The organism is Pseudoxanthomonas suwonensis 11-1 (genome assembly GCF_000185965.1).
In the GTDB taxonomy this organism is placed as follows: domain Bacteria; phylum Pseudomonadota; class Gammaproteobacteria; order Xanthomonadales; family Xanthomonadaceae; genus Pseudoxanthomonas; species Pseudoxanthomonas suwonensis_A.
The window spans coordinates 2,503,213-2,524,200 of sequence record NC_014924.1; the positions used below are offsets into that span (position 1 = coordinate 2,503,213).

Consider the following 20,988-nt stretch of genomic DNA (forward strand, 5'->3'; position numbering starts at 1 on the left):
TGTCAGAACGCGACCTGCAGGCGGGTGAAGACGGCCTTCTCGTCCTCGCGGTCGGCGCCGCCCGGGGCCCCGCCCTCGAATCCGGTGTGCAGGTAGTTCAGCACCAGCTTGAGGTTGCTGTTGAGGTACCAGTTCACGCCGGCGACCCAGGCCGTGGCCTCGCGCGCCGAGGTGGCCGGGTCGGCGAACACCGGGAACGCCGCCTCGTCGACTTCAAGACGTCCGTAGCGGGCCACGAGTTCCCAGGCCCCCCAGGTGCCCTTGCCCGGGGCGAAGGCGCGCGAGGGCTTCACCCCGCGGTAGCTGGCTTCCTCGCCGGTGAGCACCCAGCTCGCGGTGGCCTGCCAGGCGGTGGTTTCCAGGTCCGCCGTGGTTCCGCCGACGGCGAGCTCCTGGCTGGAGGAAGCGTACTCGGCCAGCAGGCCGAACGGGCCGCGGTAGTAGTAGGCCTGCGGCGACCAGCGCTTGCGCTGGCCGGCCGCGGCCACCGCGCCGCGGTAGGCGAAGAACTGCTGCTGGCCCGGGGTGCGGTAACGCGGCAGGAAGTTGTTGCCCGCGCCTTCGACGTCGCCGATGCTCGCGCCAAGGCCGAAGCCCAGCCCGGCCCAGGCGCTGTCCGAACCCTTGAGCGGCTCGAAGAACACGCGGCCGGCGTACTCGAAGTTGTCGTCCGGGTTGCTGGTGACCGCGTCGCGGCCATCGGCCGCGCCGTTGAACACGCCGATCGCGTAGGAGACCTTGCCGTCGCCCGACTCGCCCTGCAGCTGCACGCCGAGGTCGCGGTTGGGCAGCAGCTCGGAGACCAGGGCGCGCTCGATGTCCGCCAGCGAGGCCGAGGACTGCAGCCGCTCCAGGCCCACCGGCGAGGTGAACTTGCCGACCCGCACCGTGGCCGCCGGGGAGAACTTCAGGTCGGCGTAGGCGTCGACGATGCTGGCGCTGTCGCCGGCGAACTCCGGGGTGAAGCGGTAGCCCACCCACTTGCCCAGGGCGCCCTCGATGGTCGGGCGCGCGGTGCGCAGCAGGAAGGTGTCGTTGGCACCCGGAGCGCCGCTGTTGAAGAAGCGGCCGTCGCCCTGCAGCAGGCCGCGGATCTTCAGTTCGTAGGCGCCGTCACCGGAGCGGAAGGACGCGCCCTTGTCGTTGACCGCCACCACCGGCGCGGCCTTCTCCCTGGCGACCCGCGCCTCGTCCTGCAGCTCCAGGTTGCGCTCCAGCGCGCGCAGTCGCTGGTCCAGGGCCTGCAGGTCCAGGTTCTCCTGGCCGTCGACGCTGCTGCCGCCGTAGCGGGCTTCCAGCGCCTGCAGGCGGGCGGCGAGTTCTTCCACCGTCGGCCTGGACTGGGCGAAGGCGGGGCCGGCGAGGGCCAGGGCGATGGCGCCGGCAAGCCAGGCGCGCGCGGGGAGGCGGCTGCGCGGGTTTTGTCCGTTATGCATGGTCGTTCCCTCGTGGGGGCCGGGATCGGCCGTGGCGTGACGAATACTCCGTATTCAGTTTGCCTGCGGGAAATGAATTAGGGGGCGACTCTTATAGCTGATGTGCATGACGCCGGGCCCCGCCGACGGGGCGCCGGTAGAATGGGCGTTTCCCTTTGCCTGCAAGGCCTTGCCCCATGTCCGAAGCCGCCCTCGCCCGCTATGCCACCCAGCTGGAAGACCTCCGCGCCAAGGGCCTGTTCAAGTCCGAGCGGGTGATCACCAGCCCGCAGTCGGCCGAGATCGAGCTGGCCGACGGCCGCAAGGTGCTGAACTTCTGCGCCAACAACTACCTGGGCCTGGCCGACCATCCGGAGATCATCGCCGCCGCGCGCGAGGCCCTGGACAGCCACGGCTTCGGCATGGCCTCGGTGCGCTTCATCTGCGGCACCCAGGACCTGCACAAGCAGCTGGAGGCGAAGATCGCGGAATTCTTCGGCACCGAGGACACGATCCTCTACGCCGCCTGCTTCGACGCCAACGGCGGCCTGTTCGAGCCGCTGCTGGACGAGAACGACGCGATCATCTCCGACGCGCTCAACCACGCTTCGATCATCGACGGCGTGCGCCTGTGCAAGGCCCGGCGCTACCGCTACGCCAACTGCGACATGGCCGACCTGGAGAAGCAGCTGCAGCAGGCACGGGCCGACGGCGCGCGCACCATCATGATCACCACCGATGGCGTGTTCTCGATGGACGGGTTCATCGCCCCGCTCGACGAGGTCACCGCCCTGGCCAGGAAGTACGACGCCCTGGTCCATATCGACGAGTGCCACGCCACCGGCTTCCTCGGCGCCACCGGCCGCGGCTCGGCCGAGGTCAAGGGCGTGCTGGACAGGATCGACATCTTCACCGGCACCCTGGGCAAGGCCATGGGCGGCGCGCTGGGCGGCTTCACCACCGCGCGCAGGGAAGTGATCGAGCTGCTGCGCCAGCGCTCGCGCCCCTACCTGTTCTCCAACTCGCTGCCGCCGCACGTGGCCGCCGCCGGTACCAAGGCCTTCGACATGCTGTCCTCGGCCGGCGAGCTGCGCAGCCGCCTGCAGGAGAACACCGCCTATTTCCGCGAGCGCATGACCGCCGCCGGTTTCGACATCAAGCCGGGCGTGCACCCGATCTGCCCGGTGATGCTGTACGACGCGCCGCTGGCGCAGCGCTTCGCGCAGCGCCTGCTCGAGGAAGGCATCTACGCGATCGGCTTCTTCTTCCCGGTGGTGCCGCAGGGACAGGCACGCATCCGCACGCAGATGAGCGCGGCCCACACCCGCGAGCACCTGGACCGCGCGATCGATGCCTTCACCCGCATCGGCCTCGAGCTGGGCGTCATCAAGGGCTGAGCCACTGCGCGATACCGGCCGGGCAGCGCCTGGCCGGAAGCCCGTGTCCGCAGGCTTGCGGCAGCGCGGATCAGTTCGTAAGCGTCTCTGGCACCTGCGCCGGGACCCGGGTGGGTGCAGGCGCCGGCTTGCCGGTGGCGATGCGGATGCCGCGCGCCTTCATCCACGCGTCGAACTCGTCGGCGCTCATCCGCCGGCCTTCCTGGTCCATGTCGAAGCGGTAGTCCAGTGGATTGTCGCTACGCACGATCACCATCTCCTCCGGTTTCTCCGGCGGCGGCTCGGGCAGCGCGAGGGCGGCCTCGCGCGGCTTGTGCGCGACACAGGCGCACAGGCCGAGAAGCATCAGCGGCAGGATCTTTCGCAGGACGGTCATTGCAGCTCCGGGGGGGGGACGGAAGGACGTGCCGCGAACCCATGCGGCAACCGGGGCAGCCGCGCTGCCCGCGCAAGCATCACGATATGGATGTGCGCGTGGCGTCGTCGGCAGGCAGTGCGAGTGCATCGCGTTCGGCCGGCTGCAGCATGCGCCACTGGCCCTTGCCGAGATCACCCAGCTGCAGCGCGCCGATGGCCACGCGCACCAGGCGCAGCACCGACAGGTCGAAGGCGGCCAGCAGCCGCCGGATCTGGCGGTTGCGGCCTTCGTCCAGCACGATCTCCAGCCAGGCATTGCGGGTACCGGTGCGCAGCACGCTCGCGGACACGGCACGCAGGTGTTCGCCATCGGCATCGACGCCGGTACGCAGCGCCTGCAGCAGGGTTTGGTCGGGGATGGCGTCGACCTGGACGTGGTAGGTCTTGTCGGGGCCGCTGTCCGGATCCAGCACGCGCGCGGCCCAGGCCGGGTCGTTGCTGAAGAGCAGCAGGCCTTCGCTCGCGCGGTCCAGGCGCCCGACCGGCGCCAGCCACGGCAGCCCGCTGCCGTCGAGGCAGCGGTAGACGGTGTCGCGGCCCTGCTCGTCGCGGGCGGTGGTCACCAGGCCGCGCGGCTTGTTGAGGGCCAGATAGATCCGCTCCGGTCCGGCGGGCGCGCGGCCATCGACCAGCACGCCACGCAGGCCGTGGCGCATCGGGTATTCGGGATCACGGACGATCCGGCCGTCCACCTGCACCCGGCCGGCCTCGATCCAGCGCGCGGCCTCGGTACGCGAACACAGCCCGGCCTTGGACAGGACCCGGGCCAGGCCATGGCGTACCCCAGCCGTGGAACTGCCGGGCGCGGCCCGGTCCTTTCGTGGGGACCGGTGCGACGCGCCCATCCCGTTCCCTTTAGTCCTTCGAAGGCGCTGCCGCCGCCTCGGTGGCCGGAGCCGCCGCAGCGGCCGGCGCCGGGGCGCCGCGGGCCACGCGCACGCCGCGGGCCTTCATCCACGCGTCGAACTCGTCGGCGGTCATGCGCTTGCCGCCCTGGCTCATGTCGAAGCGCCACGGCGTGTTGTCGTGCTCGGTCGCCGGCTTGTAGGCCGTCGCATCGGCGGGAGCCGGGGTGCAACCCGCCTGGCCGGCGAGGCCCGCGGCCGGGGCACCCAGCTGCGAGTTGCCCGAGGCCAGCTCGGCCGCCGGAGCGGTTCCCGAGGCCGCCTGCGGCGCACAGTCGTTGGCCATCGCGGCCAGCGGAAGAAGGGTGAAACCGAGCAGCCCGACCGCAATCAGATTACGCATTTGGAACTCACTCCCCCTGAAGACGAGCCGAGTGTAGGCACGGCGTGTAGGCCGATTCAAGGACCATCTGCGGAAACTGTCCTAAACCGCCAATAAGTCGACAGAAATTCCGGGACGCCCGTCTTCACGTCCCTTGCCGGGAGCGAAACGGATCCGGGCCTCGGGCCGGCGAACGCACAAAAAAACGGGGCCTGGCTTGCGCCAGGCCCCGCTTCTTCACGCTTGCGGTCCTGAACTTAGTTCTGGACGTTCAGCTCGGTGCGACGGTTCTTCGCACGGCCTTCCGGATTGTCCGAACCATCCGGGTTGGCGTTCGGGGCAATCGGACGGCTCTCGCCGTAGCCGATCGGGCCGACCAGACGCGAGGCGTCGATGCCGTTGCTGGTCAGGTAGTCGTACACGGCCTTGGCGCGACGCTCCGACAGCTTCTGGTTGTAGGCGTCGGTACCGCGCGAGTCGGTGTGGCCGGCGACTTCGACGCGCAGATCCGGGTAACGCTTCAGGATCTCGGCGGCCTCGGACAGGATCGCAACCGCGTCAGGACGCAGGGTGGCCTTGTCGTAGTCGAAGTTCACGCCCTTCAGGTCGATCGAGACCGGAACCGGGCAGCCGTCCGGACCGATGGCCTGGCCAGCCTGCGAACCCGGGCACTTGTCGTCGCAGTTGTTGACGCCGTCGCCGTCGTCGTCCAGGTCGGCGCAGCTCGGGGCAACCGGAGTCGGGGCCGGAGCCGGCGGCGCAGCCACGGCGGCCGGGCCCAGGGGGATCACGACGCCGATCGAGGCCAGCAGGTCGCCGAAGTAGTCCTCGTCACGACCGGCGCGGGCCGGGTTGATGCTCTGGTCGTCGAAGTCGGCGCGGTAGGCCAGCTCGGCACGCACGGCAACGCGGCTGTCGAAGGTGGTCTGCAGGCCGGCACCGACCTTGGCGGCAACATTGCCGTCAGCACGCTCGAACGGCGAGTTCGGGGCCGGGACGACGTACTCCTCCTCGGAGAACTGCGCGCCGATGCCGAACAGCAGGTACGGGTTCCAGCTACGGCCGGCCTGGATGAAGTGGCGGCGGAAGTCCAGGGACGCGCCGTACTGGCTCCAGTTGAGGTTCTGGTTGTCCTCGAACGACGGGTTCTGGTAGTTCAGCTCGGCGTCGACCGACCAGTTCGGCGAGAAGAAGCGGCCGAAGCCGAGGGTGCCGAACGGGACGTCCTCGGTACCACGGTTGCTGTCCTGGAAATTGAAGCCCGCAGACCCGGTCAGGTACCAGCGGTCGTCAAACTCCTGCGCGGAAGCCGACTGGGCCAGGGCAAGGCCGCCCAGCAGCGCAGCGGTCAGAAGTTTCTTGTTCATCTCATGCTCCTTGATGATACGGGGGTGATCCGGGGGAAGAAGTGTTGCTCTTTGCCTCAGGATTCAGACAGACATGCGCTGGGTGCGACATATCCTGACGGCCGTTGTCACGACGTCGGGCCGCAGGTTAGGCGGGTTTGTGTGAAGGCAATGTTAACATGCACGTAACAAGTAAACAGTATGGCGGCATTCCCTGGCCGCGGTTACAGGCCCTGCCCCACCCGGGTACGCTCGGCCGATCCGCCAGCTGCCAGTCAGCTGCTGCGTATCATCAGGAATCCTTTCCCGGACCGGAGACCTGCATGAGAGCCGTCGGACTGACCCGTTACCTGCCGATCGACGATCCGCAGTCCTTGCAGGACATCGAGCTGCCGCGTCCCGAGCCGGGTCCGAACGACCTGCTGGTGCGCGTGGAGGCGGTCTCGGTCAATCCGGTCGACACCAAGGTGCGCGCGCCGAAGGACGTGGTCGAGCCGCAGCCGCGCGTGCTCGGCTACGACGCCGCCGGCGTGGTCGAGGCTGTGGGCCGCGAGGTCACCCTGTTCCAGCCCGGCGACGAGGTCTATTACGCCGGCGACATCACCCGCCCCGGCAGCAACGCCCGGTACCAGCTGGTCGACGAGCGCATCGCCGGCGCCAGCCCGGTCACCCTGGACTTCGCCGAGGCCGCCGCCCTGCCGCTGACCACGCTCACCGCGTGGGAGCTGCTGTTCGAGCGCATGCCCTACGACTTCGACGGCGACAACGCCGGGCGCCGCCTGCTGGTGGTCGGCGGGGCCGGCGGCGTGGGCTCGATCGCCATCCAGCTGGCACGGCATGCCGGCTTCACCGTGATCGCCACCGCCTCGCGCGATGAGACCGCGGACTGGTGCCGGAGCATGGGCGCGCACGAGGTGGTCGACCACCGCCAGCCGCTGGGCCCGCAGCTCAAGGCGCTGGGGATCGATGAAGTGGACGCGGCGGTCAACCTCGCCGACACCGACCACTACTGGGACGAGCTGGGCCAGCTGCTGGCACCGCAGGGCCATGTCGGCCTGATCGTGGAGCCGAAGGGCCCGCTGCGCATCGGCGATCCCTACAAGGCCAAGTGCATCGGCATCCACTGGGAATTCATGTTCGCGCGGCCGCGCTTCCGCACCGCCGACATGATCTGCCAGCACCGCATCCTCAACCGTGTCGGCAGCCTGGTCGAGGCGGGCGAGCTGAAGACCACGCTTACCGGCGTGCTGGGCCCGATCAACGCCGCCAACCTGCGCGAGGCGCACCGGCGGCTGGAGTCCGGCGCGACCATCGGCAAGCTGGCCCTGGCCGGCTGGGAGTAGCCTGCAGCCGGCGCGCTTGCCCGGCGGCAGGCTTTCATCGAGGATGGCGGCCATCCGTACGCCAGCGTATCCGACATGACGCCTGCCGCCAGCACGAAGCCCTACCCGCACCTCTTCGCCCCGCTCGACCTGGGATTCACCACCCTGCGCAACCGGGTGCTGATGGGTTCGATGCATACCGGCCTGGAGGATCGCCGTCGCGACTTCCCGAAGCTGGCCGCCTACCTGGCCGAGCGCGCCGCCGGCGGCGCCGGCCTGATCGTCACCGGCGGCTTCGCCCCCAATGTCGAGGGCTGGCTCAAGCCGTTCGGCGGCAAGCTGTCCTGGCCATGGGAAACCGGCCCACACCGCCAGCTCACCCGCGCCGTGCACGAGCACGGCGCAAAGCTGTGCCTGCAGCTTCTGCACGCCGGCCGCTATGGCTACCACCCGCTGCAGGTCGCCCCTTCGAAGCTGAAGGCGCCGATCAACCCGTTCACCCCGCGCGAGCTGGGCGCGCGCGGGATCGAGCGCCAGATCCGCGCCTTCGCCAGCGCCGCCGCGCGTGCCCGCGACGCCGGCTACGACGGTGTCGAGGTGATGGGTTCGGAGGGCTACCTGATCAACCAGTTCACCGCGCCGCGCACCAACCGCCGCGACGACGCCTGGGGCGGCGATGCACGCAGGCGCATGCGCTTCGCGGTCGAGATCGTGCGCCGGGTGCGCGAGGCCTGCGGCCCGGACTTCATCCTGGTCTACCGCCTCTCCCTGCTGGACCTGGTCGAGGACGGCAATACCTGGGACGAGGTGCTGGAGCAGGCGCGCGCGGTCGAGGCCGCCGGCGCCACCATCATCAATTCCGGCATCGGCTGGCACGAGGCGCGGGTGCCGACCATCGCCACCTCGGTGCCGCGCGCGGCCTTCGCCGGGATCACCGGCCGCCTGCGCCCGCACGTCTCGGTGCCGGTGGTGGCGGTCAACCGCATCAACATGCCGGAGGTGGCCGAAGAGATCCTCGCCTCCGGCCAGGCCGACCTGGTCTCGCTGGCACGCCCGCTGCTGGCCGACCCGGAATGGCCGAACAAGGCCCGCGCCGGCCGTGCCGGGGCGATCAACACGTGCATCGCCTGCAACCAGGCCTGCCTGGACCATATCTTCGTCGGCAAGGTCGCCAGCTGCCTGGTCAACCCGCGTGCCGGCCACGAGACCGAACTGCGTTACGAGCCGACCGCCAATCCGCGCCGGATCGCGGTGGTCGGCGCCGGTCCGGCTGGCCTGGCATGCGCCACGGTGGCGGCCCAGCGCGGCCACCACGTCACCCTGTTCGAGGCCTCGGACCGGATCGGCGGGCAGTTCAACCTGGCCTCGCGCATCCCGGGCAAGGAGGAATTCACCGAGACCCTGCGCTACTTCCGCCACCGGCTCGAGGACACCGGGGTGGAAGTGCGCCTGGGCACGGTCGCCGGGCCCGCCGAGCTGGCCGGCTACGACGAGATCGTGCTGGCGACCGGCATCGTGCCGCGCAAGGCGGACTTCCCCGGCGCGGACGATCCGCGCGTGGCCGGCTACATGGACATATTGAGTGGCCGCGTGCAGGCGGGCCCGCGGGTGGCGATCGTCGGCGCCGGCGGCATCGGCTTCGACGTGGCCGAGTTCCTGGTCCACGAGGGCCAGTCGCCCAGCCTCGACCCGGTGCGCTGGCGTGCCGAGTGGGGCGTGGACCTGGACGGCAACGCCCGCGGCGGCCTCGCCACGCCTGCACCGGAAGCACCCGCGCGCCAGGTCTGGCTGCTGCAGCGCAGCCCCGGCCGCCCCGGCGCCCGCCTGGGCAAGACCACCGGCTGGATCCACCGCGCCACCCTCAGGCACAAGAAGGTGCGGATGATCGGCGGGGTCGAGTACCTGGGCCTGGAGGCGGACGGTTTCCGGGTGCGGATCGACAACGCCGAGCAGCTGCTGGAAGTGGACACGGTGGTGGTCTGCGCCGGCCAGGAGCCGCGCCGCGAACTGCAGGCACGCCTGGAGGAGGCCGGCATCACCGCGCCGGTCCACCTGATCGGCGGCGCCTACCTGGCCGCTGAACTGGACGCAAAGCGGGCCATCGACCAGGGCAGCCGGCTCGCGGCCGGCTTCTGAGCCCCCCCCCCTGCGCAGAACGGCGCCGTCCGCCACCTGCCGGGTCGAGCCCCTGACCCCTATTCAGGTTCGGACTGGCGGCCCGGTACCGGGCTTTCAGCACCCGCGGCCCCGGCCACGCCCCGGCGTGAAAGCCCGGGAAAACCCGCTTCGCGACCCCGTCACGGCCCCGGAAGCCCCCCTTTCTGGGGTTCCGCGGAGCCACCAACCGTGACCGCTGTCAAGCAGAAGCGTTCAGTTTCGGTTGGGGAAATCGAACCTAATGTGCGCGCCACTTCGACCTGCCCCCACTGATTGGCAGGTCCGGCCGGCCCACTTGCCGGCACCCGGGCGGCCCGCGGAAAGAATAGGCCGCCTCCCCATGACGCCCCGCGTGTCGTCCGCCAACCGGCCCTGCCGGCTGGCCAGACAGCGAAGACGGAGCAAGGAGATACATATGAAGCTGGCCTGGATCCTCTGGCTGTCGCAGTTCCTGCCGCAGCCAGCCGCAGACTCGCTGTGCCTGAGCACCACCGTTTACCTGGAAGCCCGCAACCAGAGCCTGCAAGGCCAGCAGGCGGTTGCCGAAGTGGCTCTGCGCCGCAAGGACAGCGGGCTGTGGGGCGATTCGATGTGCGACGTGGTCACCGCGCGCAAGCAGTTCGCCCCGACCATTGTCTCGCCCAATACCCGCCTCCAGAACATGGATGCGTGGCACCGTTCGGTGAACGTGGCCCTGGACGCCGAGCGCAACTGGGCGCTGCCGGTGGGCCAGCGCAAGGAGATCGTGCCCGGGGCGAGCCATTTCGCCGCGCACGCCATCGCCAACCCGAGCTGGTCCAACGCCTACCAGGTCGCTACGATCGGCGACCACACCTTCTACAGGGTCCAGCGGCTCAAGCCGCGGGCCTGATCCCGCCCGGCGCCCGCGGCGCCCTGCCAGCCCGAACCGCATGAAGCTCCATACCAAGCCCGGCGCCTGCTCCACCGCGATCCACATCGACCTGTGCTGGACCGGCCAGCCGTTCGAGGTCCAGGTCCTCGACGCGGACGGGCTGAAGTCGGAGGAGTTCCGGGCTCTGAACCCGGCCGGTGCGGTGCCGGTGCTGGTCGATGGCGACTTCGTGCTGACCCAGAACGCTGCGATCGTCGGCTACCTGGCCGACCGCTTCCCCGACGCGCGCCTGGCCGGCGACGGCAGCGCGCGCCAGCGCGCCGAGGCCACCCGCTGGCTGTCCTTCGTCAATTCCGACCTGCACCCGGCGTTCAAGCCGATGTTCGCACCCGCCGCCTTCATCGCCGACCCGATGCAGCACGAGCCGCTGCGCAGCACCGCCCGTGCCCGCGTTCGCGGCCTGTTCGAGAGTGCCGACCGGGTCCTGGTGAGCCGTGACTGGCTGGCCGGCTTCCGCAGCTTCGCCGACCCCTACTTCTATATGACCCTGCGCTGGGCCGGCCGTACCGGCGTCGACCTGTCCGGCCTGGACGCCCTGGCCGCCTTCCAGGCGCGCATGGATGCCGATCCGGGCGTGCAGCGCGCCCTCCGGGCCGAAGGCCTGGCCTGATCCGCCACTGGGTCCCGCTGGCGGCATCCCGGCGCCGACGGCGCCGGTGGACTTCAGCGGGCCAGCGCCTGCTCCCAGAACGTGGCGAAGTCCTCGCCCCTTGCCTTGGCCAGCGCCTGGCGCAGCTCCGGCAGCACTTCCCGCAGCCCGGCCGCGTCGGTGCAGCGCTCGATCTTCAGCTGCAGGAAATAGCCGCGCAGGCCCAGGTGGGCGCGCACGGCCTCGCTCATGGCCTCGTAGAGCCGCACGTAGTCGTTGGCCTCGCCTTCCGAACGCGCCGCGACCGGCTCCGGCTCGGCCACGGGGGCTGGCGCAGCCGGCGCCGGCGTCGCGGCGGCACCTGCCGCACCCGGGACGGCCGCACGGGCCAGGCTGGCGGCATCGAAGCCACCGCCACCGGTCACGGATACGGGTTCAATCAGGCCTTCGGCCAGCAACCGCTCAAGGGCGTCCTCGGGAGCCTTGACCCCCGCGGCCACCTGGCGCAGTTCGGCCAGCGTGCGCTGGCCGTCCACCATGAGCAGGACCGTCCGCAGCTGCGGAGGCAGCTTGCGGGTGCGGTGGCCGATCTCTTCACGACCGGCCTCTGTCTTTCGGTAAATCCCCTCGCGCATCGTTTCCCCCCCAGGAATACGCGAGCCCACAATAGCACTTCAGGGGCGCTGGTCCAGAGGGACGAACGAGAGATTTTCCGGGCCGGTGTAATTGGCGCTGGGACGGATGATCTTGCCGTCCTGGCGCTGCTCGATCACGTGGGCGCTCCAGCCGGCGGTGCGGGCCAGCACGAACAGCGGGGTGAACATGGCCGTGGGCACGCCCATCATGTGGTAGCTGACGGCGCTGAACCAGTCGAGGTTGGGGAACATCTTCTTGATGTCCCACATCACCGTCTCCAGCCGCTCGGCGATGTCGAACATCTTCATGCTGCCCTGCTCGGCCGACAGCTCGCGCGCCACTTCCTTGATCACCTGGTTGCGGGGGTCGCCGACGGTGTACACCGGGTGGCCGAAGCCGATCACCACTTCCTTGCGCTCGACCCGGGCCTTGATGTCGGCCTCGGCCTCGTCCGGGCTGTCGTAGCGCTTCTGCACCTCGAACGCGACCTCGTTGGCGCCGCCGTGCTTGGGACCGCGCAGCGCGCCGATCGCGCCGGCGATGCAGCTGTACATGTCCGAGCCGGTGCCGGCGATCACGCGCGCGGTGAAGGTCGAGGCGTTGAACTCGTGCTCGGCGTACAGGATCAGCGAGGTGTGCATCGCCTTGACCCAGGACTCGCGCGGCTTCTCCCCGTGCAGCAGGTGCAGGAAGTGGCCGCCGATGGAGTCGTCGTCGGTCTCGACCTCGATGCGCTTGCCGTTGTGGCTGTAGTGGTACCAGTACAGCAGCATCGAACCGAGCGAGGCCATCAGCTTGTCGGCGATGTCGCGCGCGCCCGGGTGGTTGTGGTCGTCCTTCTCCGGCGAGATGCAGCCGAGCACCGACACGCCGGTGCGCATCACGTCCATCGGGTGGGCCGACGGCGGCAGCTGCTCCAGCGCGGCCTTGACCGCGGCAGGCACGCCGCGCAGCGCCTTGAGCCTGGCCTTGTAGCCGGCCAGCTCGGCGCGGTTGGGCAGCTTGCCGTGGACCAGCAGGTAGGCGATCTCCTCGAACTCGCTGCCATGGGCCAGGTCGAGGATGTCGTAGCCGCGGTAATGCAGGTCGTTGCCGCTGCGGCCGACGGTGCACAGCGCGGTGTTGCCGGCGGCGGTGCCGGACAGGGCCACGGACTTCTTCGGCTTGAATGGGGTGGCGGGGGCGGTGGTCTCGCTCATCTTCTTGCTCCAGGTTCTGTGCCCGGCCGGCGCATGGCCGGGCCGGATGCGGTCACTTCTTGGCGGCGAACAGCGCGTCGAGCTTCTGCTCGAAGGCGTGGTAGCCGATGCGGTCGTACAGCTCCTCGCGGGTCTGCATGCTGTCGACCACGGCCTTCTGGTGGCCATCGCGGCGGATGGCCTCGTACACGTTCTCGGCGGCCTTGTTGGCGGCACGGAACGCCGACAGCGGGAACAGCTGGATGGCGACGCCGGCGCTGGCCAGCTCGTCGCGCGAGAACAGCGGGGTCTTGCCGAACTCGGTGATGTTGGCCAGCACGGGCACCTTCACCGCGTCGACGAACCTGCGGTAGGTGTCCAGGTCGTAGGCGGCCTCGGCGAAGATGCCGTCGGCACCGGCCTCGACGCAGGCGATGGCGCGCTCGATCGCCGCGTCCACGCCGTCGACCTGGATGGCATCGGTGCGCGCGATCAGGAAGAAGTCCGGATCGGTCTTCGCATCGGCCGCGGCCTTGACCCGGTCGACCATCTCGCCCTGGGTCACGATCTCCTTGCCCGGGCGGTGGCCGCAACGCTTGGCGCCGACCTGGTCCTCGATATGGCACGCCGCGGCGCCGGCCTTGATCAGGCCCTTGATGGTGCGCTCGATGTTGAACGCGCTCGGGCCGAAGCCGGTATCGATGTCCACCAGCAGCGGCAGGTCGCACACATCGGTGATGCGACGGGTATCGACCAGCACGTCCTCGAGGGTGTTGATGCCCAGGTCCGGCAGGCCCAGCGAACCGGCCGCGACGCCGCCGCCGGAGAGGTAGATCGCCTTGTAGCCGGCGCGCTTGGCCAGCAATGCGTGGTTGGCGTTGATCGCGCCGATCACCTGCAGCGGCGACTCGGCGGCCAGGGCGGCGCGGAAGCGGGCTCCGGCGGAAAGGGTGGACATGGGGTGCTCCAGGCGGGTGCTATCGACCGGCGCAATGTGTCACCGAGGTTCCGGTTGATCAATCTTGATCCGGACGATCAATGTTTCGCCGCCGCGAGGGCGTGACAGGGTGCACGCGGCGCGCCGATCCGGTGCCGCCTGGTACTCGCCGGTCACGTGCTGGCGACAACGTGGCGGCAGTCACAGTGCGGACTTGGCCAATGGTCGAAATCCGGCGACCCAAGGCAACCGGACCGGTGCACAACGGTTCCGCATGTGTCACGCTGTTATCGTTGATCAATCTTGATTCTTGTAGTCAACATGTCCATCGACCGAGACCTGATCCCCGCATCCGAGGCCTGCCGAGTGCTGGGCATCAGCCCGGCCACGCTCTACGCCTACGTCAGCCGCGGACTGCTGGAGTCGCGCCCCGGTCGCGACCACCGCAGCCGCGTCTACCGGCGCCAGGACGTCGAGCGGCTTGCCCAGCGCAAGCGCCTTGGCCGCGGCCCGGCACGCGGCGCCGCGCAAAGCCTGGACCGCGGCCTGCCGGTGCTGGAGACCCGGATCTCGCTGATCCGCCCGGACGGCCCGTACTACCGCGGCCGCTCGGCCGTGGGCATGGTCCGCGCCGGCGCCACGCTGGAGGACACCGCGCGACTGCTGTGGGACTGCGGCACCCAGGATCCCTTCGCCGACCCGGCGGGCGACTGGCCCGCGCGGGTGGTCTCGCTGGCCAACGATGCCGAGCTGCCGCCGCTGGCGCGGGCGATGGCGGTGATCCCGCTGCTGGCGCTGCAGGTGCCGCATTCGTTCCAGGCCGACCAGGGCACCCGTCGTGCCCTCGCCGCTACCCTGCTGCGCCAGAACGCTGGCCTGCTGGTGGCGCGGCGTCCGTCCGGCCCGGTGCACCGCCTGCTCGCCGACACCTGGCGCCCGGACGACGAGGGCTTCGCCGAACTGGTCCGCGCCGCCCTGGTGCTGTGCGCCGACCATGAGCTCAATGTCTCCGCCTTCGCCGCGCGCGTGGTCGCCTCCACCGGCGCACACCTGCACGCGACCGTGTGCGCCGGCCTCTCGGCCCTCGCTGGTCCGCGCCACGGCGGTGCCACCACGCGCGTCTACAAGCTGCTGGAGGATGCGCGCCAGAGCCGCGACGTGCGCCGCCTGATCGCCTCGCGCTGGCGCCAGGGCGAGGACCTGCCCGGCTTCGGCCACGCGCTGTACCCGGAAGGCGATCCGCGCGCCAGCGAACTGCTGGCGATGCTGCGTACCCAGCCGGTGCCGGAGCAGCCGATGGCGCTGCTGGAGGAAGTCATCGCCGCCGCCGAGAGCGTGGCCGAGCGCCGCCCGAACGTGGACTTCATGCTCGGCGCGATCTGCTTCGCCTACGGGCTGCCAGCGGCGCCCGCACTGTCGATCTTCGCCGCCGGCCGCCTCGCCGGCTGGCTGGCCCACGTGCTCGAACAGCAGGCCCTGGGCCGCCTGATCCGCCCGCGCGCCAGCTACACCGGCCTGCCGCCGGAAACCGACGCCGAGCAGGAGTAGCGGGAAAACCGGGGTCAGAGTGCAATTTCTCTCCCAGCTTCCCGATCCCAAAACCGGGGTCAGAGTGGGATTTCCGCAGACCTCCATCCAGTCTCACGGATGCTGGAGAGCAAAAACCGGGGTCAGAGTGCGATTTCTCCTCGACGCAGCCACGGGCTGGTCGGGAATGTCCGGAGAAATTGCACTCTGACCCCGGTTTTTGTTTCCCTCAGCCGAGCTTCTGGCGGACGGCGCGCAGCAGTTCGTTGAGGTTGAACGGCTTGAGCAGCATGTCCATGCCTTCGCCGAGGAAGGCCTGGCGGTTCTGGGCGTTCTCGGCGTAGCCGGTGATGAACAGCACGGCCATGTCCGGGTCGCGCTCGCGCACGCGGTCGGCCAGTTCGCGGCCACTGAGGCCGGGCAGGCCGACGTCGGTCAGCAGCAGGTCGAAGCCACGCGTGGCCACCGCCTGCAGCGCTTCGCCGGCATCGGCGCAGGCCACCACCTCGTAACCGGCGTCGACCAGCACTTCCAGGGCCATGCCGCGGACCAGCTCGTTGTCGTCCACCAGCAGGATGCTCTCGGCACCGCCGCGGACCTCGGCCTCCTCCGCCTGCACCTCGGTCGCGACCTCGGTGCCGCGTGGCAGCAGCAGCTCGATCGTAGTGCCCTGGCCTTCGACGCTGTGCACGCGCGCGGTGCCGCCGCTCTGGCGGGCGAAACCGTAGGTCATCGACAGGCCCAGGCCGGTACCCTGGCCGATCGGCTTGGTGGTGAAGAATGGCTCGAACACCTTGTCGACGATGTCGGCGGGGATGCCCGAGCCGTTGTCGCTCACCTTCAGGCTCACGTACTCGCCCGGCGGCAGGTCGCCCGGCAGCGACTCGGCCGGACGCGCGGAAATGGTCACCCGGCCGGCCCCACGCAGCGCGTCGCGGGCATTGATCACCAGGTTGAGGACCACGCTTTCCAGCTGGTTGGCATCGGCCACGACGACGAGTGACTCGTCCGGCAGGTCGAACTCCAGCTCGATGTTCTCGCCGATGGTCCGGGCCAGCAGTTCGGACAGGCTGGCCACGCGCGGGCCGATGTCGAAGGCCGTGGTGTCCAGCGACTGCTTGCGCGCGAACGCCAGCATGCGCTGGGTCAGCGCCGCGGCGCGGAAGGCCGAAGTCGTGGCGACGCTGGCGAAGCGCGGGATCCGCTCCAGGCGGTTGGTCTCCACCGCGGAGTTGATCATGTCCAGCGCACCGATGATGCCGGTCAGCAGGTTGTTGAAGTCATGGGCAATGCCGCCGGTGAGCTTGCCCAGCGCGTCCATCTTCATCGCCTGCTGCAGCTCGGCCTCGGTGCGCTCGCGCTCGGCGATCTGCACCGCCAGCTCGCTGGTGGCCGTGTGCAGGCGCTGGCGGTGTTCCTGCTCGCGCGCGTGCTGCTCGGTCTGGTCCTCCACGTACAGCAGGCCGGCACCCGGCTCCCGGTGCGGGGTGACCCGCCACTCGGTCACTCGGGTGCCGCGCGGGGTATGCAGCCAGTACCGGCCCTTCCAGCTGGTGCCGTTGCGCAGCGCCTCGCACAGCTCGGCCACCGGCTGGTCGGCGAACAGGCTGGACAGGTCCGCGGCGCCGGCTTCGTCCAGCAGCCGCTGGAAGGCCTGGTTGGCCTCGCGCACGTCCAGCGCGCCGGTGACCACCGCGATCGGCGCGCCGATGTTCTCGAAGATCTCGCGGAAACGCGCCTCGCTGGCATGCAGCGCGTCCTCGGCGCGACGCACGCGCAACAGGGTGCGCAGCGTGGCCAGCAGCACGTCGTGGTCCACCGGATGGACCAGGTAGGCGTCGGCGCCGGCGTCCAGGCCGGCGATCACGTCGCCATTGGCGATCGAGGCGGCGGAGACATGGATCACCGGCAGCAGGCTCGTGGCCGGATCGGCGCGCAACTTGCGCACCAGGTCGAAGCCGCTCATGTCCGGCAGGTTCACGTCCAGCACCAGCGCGTCGTACTGCGCGGTGTCCAGGCACTGCTGCCCCTCGGTGCCGGTCCCGGCCTCGTCCACGCTGAAGCCATGCCGCTCCAGCACGCGCCGCACCGAGTAGCGGGTGGCGGCGTTGTCGTCGACCACCAGGATCCGGTTAGCCCCCGTCATTGCTCTCCTCCGGCAGTGCGATCGGCACGATCACATGGAATTCCGACCCCTCGCCCACCACGCTGCTGACGCCTACGCTGCCGCCGAGCAGTTCGGCGAAGCGCCGGCACAGCGCCAGCCCCAGGCCGGTGCCGCGCAGGCGCTTCTGGATCGGGGTATCGACCTGGATGAAGTCCTCGAACAGCGCGCCCAGCATATGTTCGGGGATGCCGATGCCGGTATCGCGCACGCTGAAGCGCACGAAACCCACGCCCTCGGGACGCGCGGAGATCGCCACGCGGCCCTTCGGGGTGAACTTGAGCGCGTTGGAAATGAAGTTGCGCAGGATCTGCGCCAGCTTCTTGTCGTCGGTGTAGAGCATCGGCAGCGGCGGCGGCTCCTCGAACACCAGCTCGACGTGGTGGGCGTCGTCGACCAGCGGGCGGAACATGCCGCGCAGGGCCGAGAACAGGTCCATCAGGTCGAACCACGCCGGCGAGATCGAGATGCGCCCGGCCTCGATCTTGGCCAGGTCCAGCAGGTCGTCGACCATGTCGCGCAGCTCCACCGCCGCGCTGCTGACGAACCGCACCTGCCTGAGCTGCTCGTCGTTGAGCGGGCCGTCCATTCCCTCTTCCAGCAGCCGGGTGATGCTCAGGATCGAGCCCAGCGGCGTGCGGAACTCGTGGCTCATGTAGGACAGGAACCGGCTCTTGAGATCCGAGACCTCCTTGAGCTGCTCGGCCTGCTGGTCCAGCTCGGCGTACAGGGCGAGCACGCCCTGGTTGGTCTCCTCGAGCTCGGTCCGCAGCGCGGCGTTCTCCGCGCGCAGGCGCTCCAGTTCCGCGGCGATGTCAGTGGTACTGGTCACGTTGCGCCTCCAGGCGAACGGCAAGGGCGCCGGTGTCGTCGCGGCCGCGATCGAAATCGCGCAGCAGCACGGCGAGCACCAGGGCGGGATGGCGGTACACCAGGCCTTCGTACTGGGACAGGCTCCAGCGGGTCTGCAGGCCGTCACTGTGCATCAGCAGCAGTGCACCCGGCGCCGCCGGCACGACGAAGGAGGGTGTGCGGCGGTGCTGGCTGCCGACGATGCCCGGGTGCGAGGCAAGGCCACGCGATGGCTGGCCCGGCTCGTGGATCGCCGCGGCGATGTTGCCGACGCCGGCGAAGCGGACCACGCCGGACTCCGGTTCGTGGACGAAGGCAGCGGCGGCGCCACCGCGGGTCGGGGACATGCGCGCGTGCATCCGCGACAGCACCTCGTCCGCGGCCAGCTCCGGGCCCTCGGCGGCGGCGGCGATCCCGGCATCGGCCGCCTCGGCGGCGAGCAGGCCGTGGCCGAGGCCATCGACCAGGACGCCCGAGGTGCGCCCGCCATCGTCGCGGGACACGAACCAGGCGTCGCCGCACACCGGTTCCTGGCGCATCGGCAGGCGCAGCGCGCCGTAGCCGAGGTCCTCGTTGCGGGTGCGCTCGCCGTAGATGCGCGCCAGCACGATCGCGCCGCGCGCGTCCGACCACACGTCGAACACCTGTGCCTGGCGCTTGATCGCGCCCAGGCCCTGTCCGGGGGTGCCGCCGGTGGAATAGCCGTCCGGCAGGCAATCGGAGAGCGAGAAACCCGGCCCCCGGTCGATGCCGCAGACCTCCACGCCCTTGCTGGTGCGGCCCTGCACCAGCGACAGCAGCACGCGCCCGCCGCGACCATGGCGCAGCACGTTGGTGGCGATCTCCACGGCGGCCAGGGTCACGCGCCCGGCATCCAGCTCGGCGAAATCGGCCAGCTGCGCGAGAACCTGCGCCTCGCGGCGGACCTGGCCGACCTGGCTGGCTTCGTCCACCGTGATGGCGCGGGTGACCTGGCCGACGAACCCTATGCCCATTTGGTGATCGCAACCCGCGTGCCCTTGCCGGGCGAGCTTTCCAGCTCGAATGCATCCACCAGCCGGCGCGAGCCGGAAAGCCCCAGGCCCATGCCGTTGCCGGAGGTCCAGCCGTCGGTGAGGGCCCGGTCGATGTCGGGGATGCCGGGGCCCTGGTCGACGAACTCCAGGCGCACGCCCTTGCGCATGCCGTCCTTGACCGCGCGCCAGCTCATGCTGCCGCCACCGCCATAGACCACGGCATTGCGCGCCAGCTCGGATGCGGCGGTGATCAGCTTGGTCTGGTCGACCAGGCGCAGGCCGCAGGCCACCGCCGCCTGGCGCGCGGCCTGGCGGGCGAGGACCACGTCCTGCTCGGTGCGGATCGACAGTTGGCCATCGGCGCTCATTCGGACTCCGCGCTGGCCTGGCGCAGGAGGCGCATGCCGCGCTCCACGTCCAGGGCGGTGGAGACGCCGGTGAGGTTGAGGCCCAGCTCGACCAGGGTGATGGCCACCGCCGGCTGCATGCCCACCACCACGGTGCGCGCGTCCATCACCGCGGCCAGCGCGGAAATGGTGGCGATCATCCGGCCGATGAAGGAGTCGACGATGTCCAGCGCCGAGATCTCGATCAGCACGCCGCGCGCGGAGGTCTTGCGGATGCGCTCGGCCAGGTCGTCCTGGAGGGTCAGCGCCAGCTGGTCGTGCATGTCCACCTGGATGGTCACCAGGAGGACGTCGCCCATCTGCAGGATCGGGATGCGCTCCATCAGCCCGCCTTGGTCACGGTGACGCCCGTGCGCTTGAGCGCCAGCGCCAGCGCATCGGCGAGGTTGGCCTTGGTGACGATGCCCTGCAGGTCCAGGCCCAGGTGGACGATGGTCTGCGCGATCTGCGGACGCACGCCGCTGATGATGGCGTCGGCGCCCATCAGGCGGATGGCGGTGACGGTCTTGAGCAGGTGCTGGGCGACCAGGGTGTCCACGGTGGGCACGCCGGTGATGTCGATGATCGCGATCTCCGAACCGGTCTCGACGATCCGCTGCAGCAGCGATTCCATCACCACCTGGGTGCGCTGCGAATCCAGCGTGCCGATCATCGGCAGCGCCAGCACGCCTTCCCAAAGCTTCACCACCGGGGTGGACAGCTCCAGCATCTCTTCCTGCTGGCGCTTGATCACGTCCTCGCGGTTCTTCTGGAACACCTTGACCGTGTGCAGGCCCAGCTGGTCGACCAGCTCGGACACCGCGCGCAACTGGGCGGCCATCAGCTGCGGCTCGCCGGCATGGCCCTGCTCGATCACGTCGAACAGCGGGCGCTTGAGCGAGAACACGAAGCTGGCGGTCTCTGCCGCGCTGAAGCCCTTGAGCACGCGCTCGCGGGACAGCTCCTCGAGGAAGTGGCGGGTGTCTTCCCAGGCGTTGCCCTGGAGGTTGCCGGCGTCGCCGGAGGCGACCGCGCCGAGGAACAGCTGCCAGAACTCGCGTGCCTGGGCGTCGAGCTCACGCTGGGTGGTGCGGCCATCGAGGCCGGTCCTGGCGAAGTTCGCCACCCAGGTCTCGACGACCTGGTCCTGGCGGGACTGGAGAAGGGTGTAGGTACGCGGATCGAGGGCGGCCATGCAGGGGTCCTGTGTTGGCGCAGCCGGACGACCTCGACTCTGCAAGGATCCCCCCAGCCACATTGTTGATCGAGCCTAACGGAAACGTAATCACCGCGTCGGCGCGCGCGATTAGCGGGAAACGGATGTGAAACCGGTGTGAAATGCAGCCGGAACGGCGTCGTGCGGACTGCGTCGTGCGGAGGCTGGTCCGCTGCCCGTTGGCAGCTTCCCCGGACCGGCCGTGCTCCACGGTATCAGTGAATGCCTAATCGCTGCGAATGCAATCCGAATTGGTCGCGGCAACCGTTCACCCTAGACTCGGGCCGGCCACG

Annotated in this window: 20 protein-coding genes; 6 read left to right on the forward strand and 14 right to left on the reverse strand. The window is 70.0% G+C overall.

The genetic code is table 11. The features are described from left to right. Positions 1 to 2 precede the first annotated feature (2 nt). Positions 3 to 1,436: an OprO/OprP family phosphate-selective porin gene (locus tag PSESU_RS11385; RefSeq protein ID WP_013535931.1), complete on the reverse strand. Its 1,434-nt coding sequence runs from the start codon at positions 1,434 to 1,436 to the stop codon at positions 3 to 5. Positions 1,437 to 1,612: 176 nt separating this feature from the next. On the opposite strand from PSESU_RS11385, the gene kbl reads away from it, so the two are divergent. Beyond that, positions 1,613 to 2,812 carry a glycine C-acetyltransferase gene (gene kbl / locus PSESU_RS11390; protein WP_013535932.1) on the forward strand — a complete coding sequence of 400 codons (1,200 nt, stop codon included), beginning with the start codon at positions 1,613 to 1,615 and terminating at the stop codon, positions 2,810 to 2,812. A gap of 70 nt (positions 2,813 to 2,882) precedes the next feature. Here the strand turns inward: kbl and PSESU_RS11395 are convergent, their stop codons facing one another. The 4 genes from PSESU_RS11395 to PSESU_RS11410 all read right to left on the reverse strand — a co-directional run bounded on the left by PSESU_RS11395 (position 2,883) and on the right by PSESU_RS11410 (position 5,823). Further along, positions 2,883 to 3,188 (reverse strand): hypothetical protein, encoded by a 306-nt coding sequence (locus tag PSESU_RS11395; protein WP_013535933.1) that lies wholly within the window; start codon positions 3,186 to 3,188, stop codon positions 2,883 to 2,885. 79 nt (positions 3,189 to 3,267) lie between these two features. Continuing rightward, positions 3,268 to 4,074: a pseudouridine synthase gene (locus PSESU_RS11400; protein WP_013535934.1), complete on the reverse strand. Its 807-nt coding sequence runs from the start codon at positions 4,072 to 4,074 to the stop codon at positions 3,268 to 3,270. A 10-nt stretch (positions 4,075 to 4,084) separates the two neighbouring features. Beyond that, the gene (locus tag PSESU_RS11405; RefSeq protein ID WP_013535935.1) at positions 4,085 to 4,477 is read right to left on the reverse strand and encodes a hypothetical protein; all 393 of its coding nucleotides are present in this window, start codon (positions 4,475 to 4,477) and stop codon (positions 4,085 to 4,087) included. A 236-nt stretch (positions 4,478 to 4,713) separates the two neighbouring features. Then, a complete protein-coding gene (locus PSESU_RS11410) occupies positions 4,714 to 5,823 on the reverse strand; it encodes an OmpA family protein (RefSeq protein WP_013535936.1) in 1,110 nt (369 codons plus the stop codon). Positions 5,824 to 6,125: 302 nt separating this feature from the next. Here PSESU_RS11410 and PSESU_RS11415 point away from each other — a divergent pair, with 302 nt between their 5' ends. From PSESU_RS11415 to PSESU_RS11430, 4 genes are all read left to right on the forward strand, one after another. Further along, complete coding sequence (locus tag PSESU_RS11415) at positions 6,126 to 7,145, forward strand: zinc-binding alcohol dehydrogenase family protein (RefSeq protein WP_013535937.1); 1,020 nt, start codon at positions 6,126 to 6,128, stop codon at positions 7,143 to 7,145. A gap of 75 nt (positions 7,146 to 7,220) precedes the next feature. Further along, positions 7,221 to 9,260 (forward strand): NADPH-dependent 2,4-dienoyl-CoA reductase, encoded by a 2,040-nt coding sequence (locus PSESU_RS11420; protein ID WP_013535938.1) that lies wholly within the window; start codon positions 7,221 to 7,223, stop codon positions 9,258 to 9,260. 436 nt (positions 9,261 to 9,696) lie between these two features. Continuing rightward, entirely contained in the window at positions 9,697 to 10,152 is a 456-nt protein-coding gene (locus tag PSESU_RS11425) for a cell wall hydrolase (protein WP_013535939.1), read from the forward strand. Between the two features lie 40 nt (positions 10,153 to 10,192). Continuing rightward, the gene (locus tag PSESU_RS11430) at positions 10,193 to 10,804 is read left to right on the forward strand and encodes a glutathione S-transferase family protein (RefSeq protein WP_013535940.1); all 612 of its coding nucleotides are present in this window, start codon (positions 10,193 to 10,195) and stop codon (positions 10,802 to 10,804) included. A 53-nt stretch (positions 10,805 to 10,857) separates the two neighbouring features. Here the strand turns inward: PSESU_RS11430 and PSESU_RS11435 are convergent, their stop codons facing one another. Genes PSESU_RS11435 through prpB form a run of 3 tightly spaced genes read right to left on the reverse strand, consistent with a single transcriptional unit; the run spans position 10,858 to position 13,555 of the window. After that, positions 10,858 to 11,418: a hypothetical protein gene (locus tag PSESU_RS11435; RefSeq protein WP_013535941.1), complete on the reverse strand. Its 561-nt coding sequence runs from the start codon at positions 11,416 to 11,418 to the stop codon at positions 10,858 to 10,860. Between the two features lie 39 nt (positions 11,419 to 11,457). Further along, positions 11,458 to 12,618: a bifunctional 2-methylcitrate synthase/citrate synthase gene (gene prpC, locus PSESU_RS11440; protein WP_013535942.1), complete on the reverse strand. Its 1,161-nt coding sequence runs from the start codon at positions 12,616 to 12,618 to the stop codon at positions 11,458 to 11,460. 52 nt (positions 12,619 to 12,670) lie between these two features. Then, positions 12,671 to 13,555 (reverse strand): methylisocitrate lyase, encoded by an 885-nt coding sequence (prpB, locus tag PSESU_RS11445; RefSeq protein WP_013535943.1) that lies wholly within the window; start codon positions 13,553 to 13,555, stop codon positions 12,671 to 12,673. Between the two features lie 300 nt (positions 13,556 to 13,855). On the opposite strand from prpB, the gene PSESU_RS11450 reads away from it, so the two are divergent. Further along, a complete protein-coding gene (locus PSESU_RS11450; RefSeq protein WP_013535944.1) occupies positions 13,856 to 15,082 on the forward strand; it encodes a citrate synthase family protein in 1,227 nt (408 codons plus the stop codon). Between the two features lie 208 nt (positions 15,083 to 15,290). Here PSESU_RS11450 and PSESU_RS11455 read toward each other — a convergent pair whose 3' ends face one another. The 6 genes from PSESU_RS11455 to PSESU_RS11480 are packed head-to-tail and all read right to left on the reverse strand — an operon-like array spanning position 15,291 to position 20,674. Next, positions 15,291 to 17,207 carry a hybrid sensor histidine kinase/response regulator gene (locus PSESU_RS11455; protein ID WP_013535945.1) on the reverse strand — a complete coding sequence of 639 codons (1,917 nt, stop codon included), beginning with the start codon at positions 17,205 to 17,207 and terminating at the stop codon, positions 15,291 to 15,293. After that, positions 17,194 to 18,057, reverse strand: coding sequence for a sensor histidine kinase (locus tag PSESU_RS11460; RefSeq protein WP_013535946.1), 864 nt, complete (start codon positions 18,055 to 18,057; stop codon positions 17,194 to 17,196). The genes PSESU_RS11455 and PSESU_RS11460 overlap by 14 nt, the downstream gene beginning before the upstream one ends. Continuing rightward, a complete protein-coding gene (locus PSESU_RS11465; RefSeq protein ID WP_013535947.1) occupies positions 18,041 to 19,072 on the reverse strand; it encodes an ATP-binding protein in 1,032 nt (343 codons plus the stop codon). Before PSESU_RS11465 ends, PSESU_RS11460 begins: the two co-directional genes overlap by 17 nt. Next, the gene (locus PSESU_RS11470) at positions 19,063 to 19,461 is read right to left on the reverse strand and encodes an anti-sigma regulatory factor (RefSeq protein ID WP_013535948.1); all 399 of its coding nucleotides are present in this window, start codon (positions 19,459 to 19,461) and stop codon (positions 19,063 to 19,065) included. The genes PSESU_RS11465 and PSESU_RS11470 overlap by 10 nt, the downstream gene beginning before the upstream one ends. After that, complete coding sequence (locus PSESU_RS11475) at positions 19,458 to 19,823, reverse strand: STAS domain-containing protein (RefSeq protein ID WP_013535949.1); 366 nt, start codon at positions 19,821 to 19,823, stop codon at positions 19,458 to 19,460. The genes PSESU_RS11470 and PSESU_RS11475 overlap by 4 nt, the downstream gene beginning before the upstream one ends. Next, entirely contained in the window at positions 19,823 to 20,674 is an 852-nt protein-coding gene (locus PSESU_RS11480) for an STAS domain-containing protein (protein ID WP_013535950.1), read from the reverse strand. The genes PSESU_RS11475 and PSESU_RS11480 overlap by 1 nt, the downstream gene beginning before the upstream one ends. Between the last annotated feature and the right edge of the window lie 314 nt (positions 20,675 to 20,988).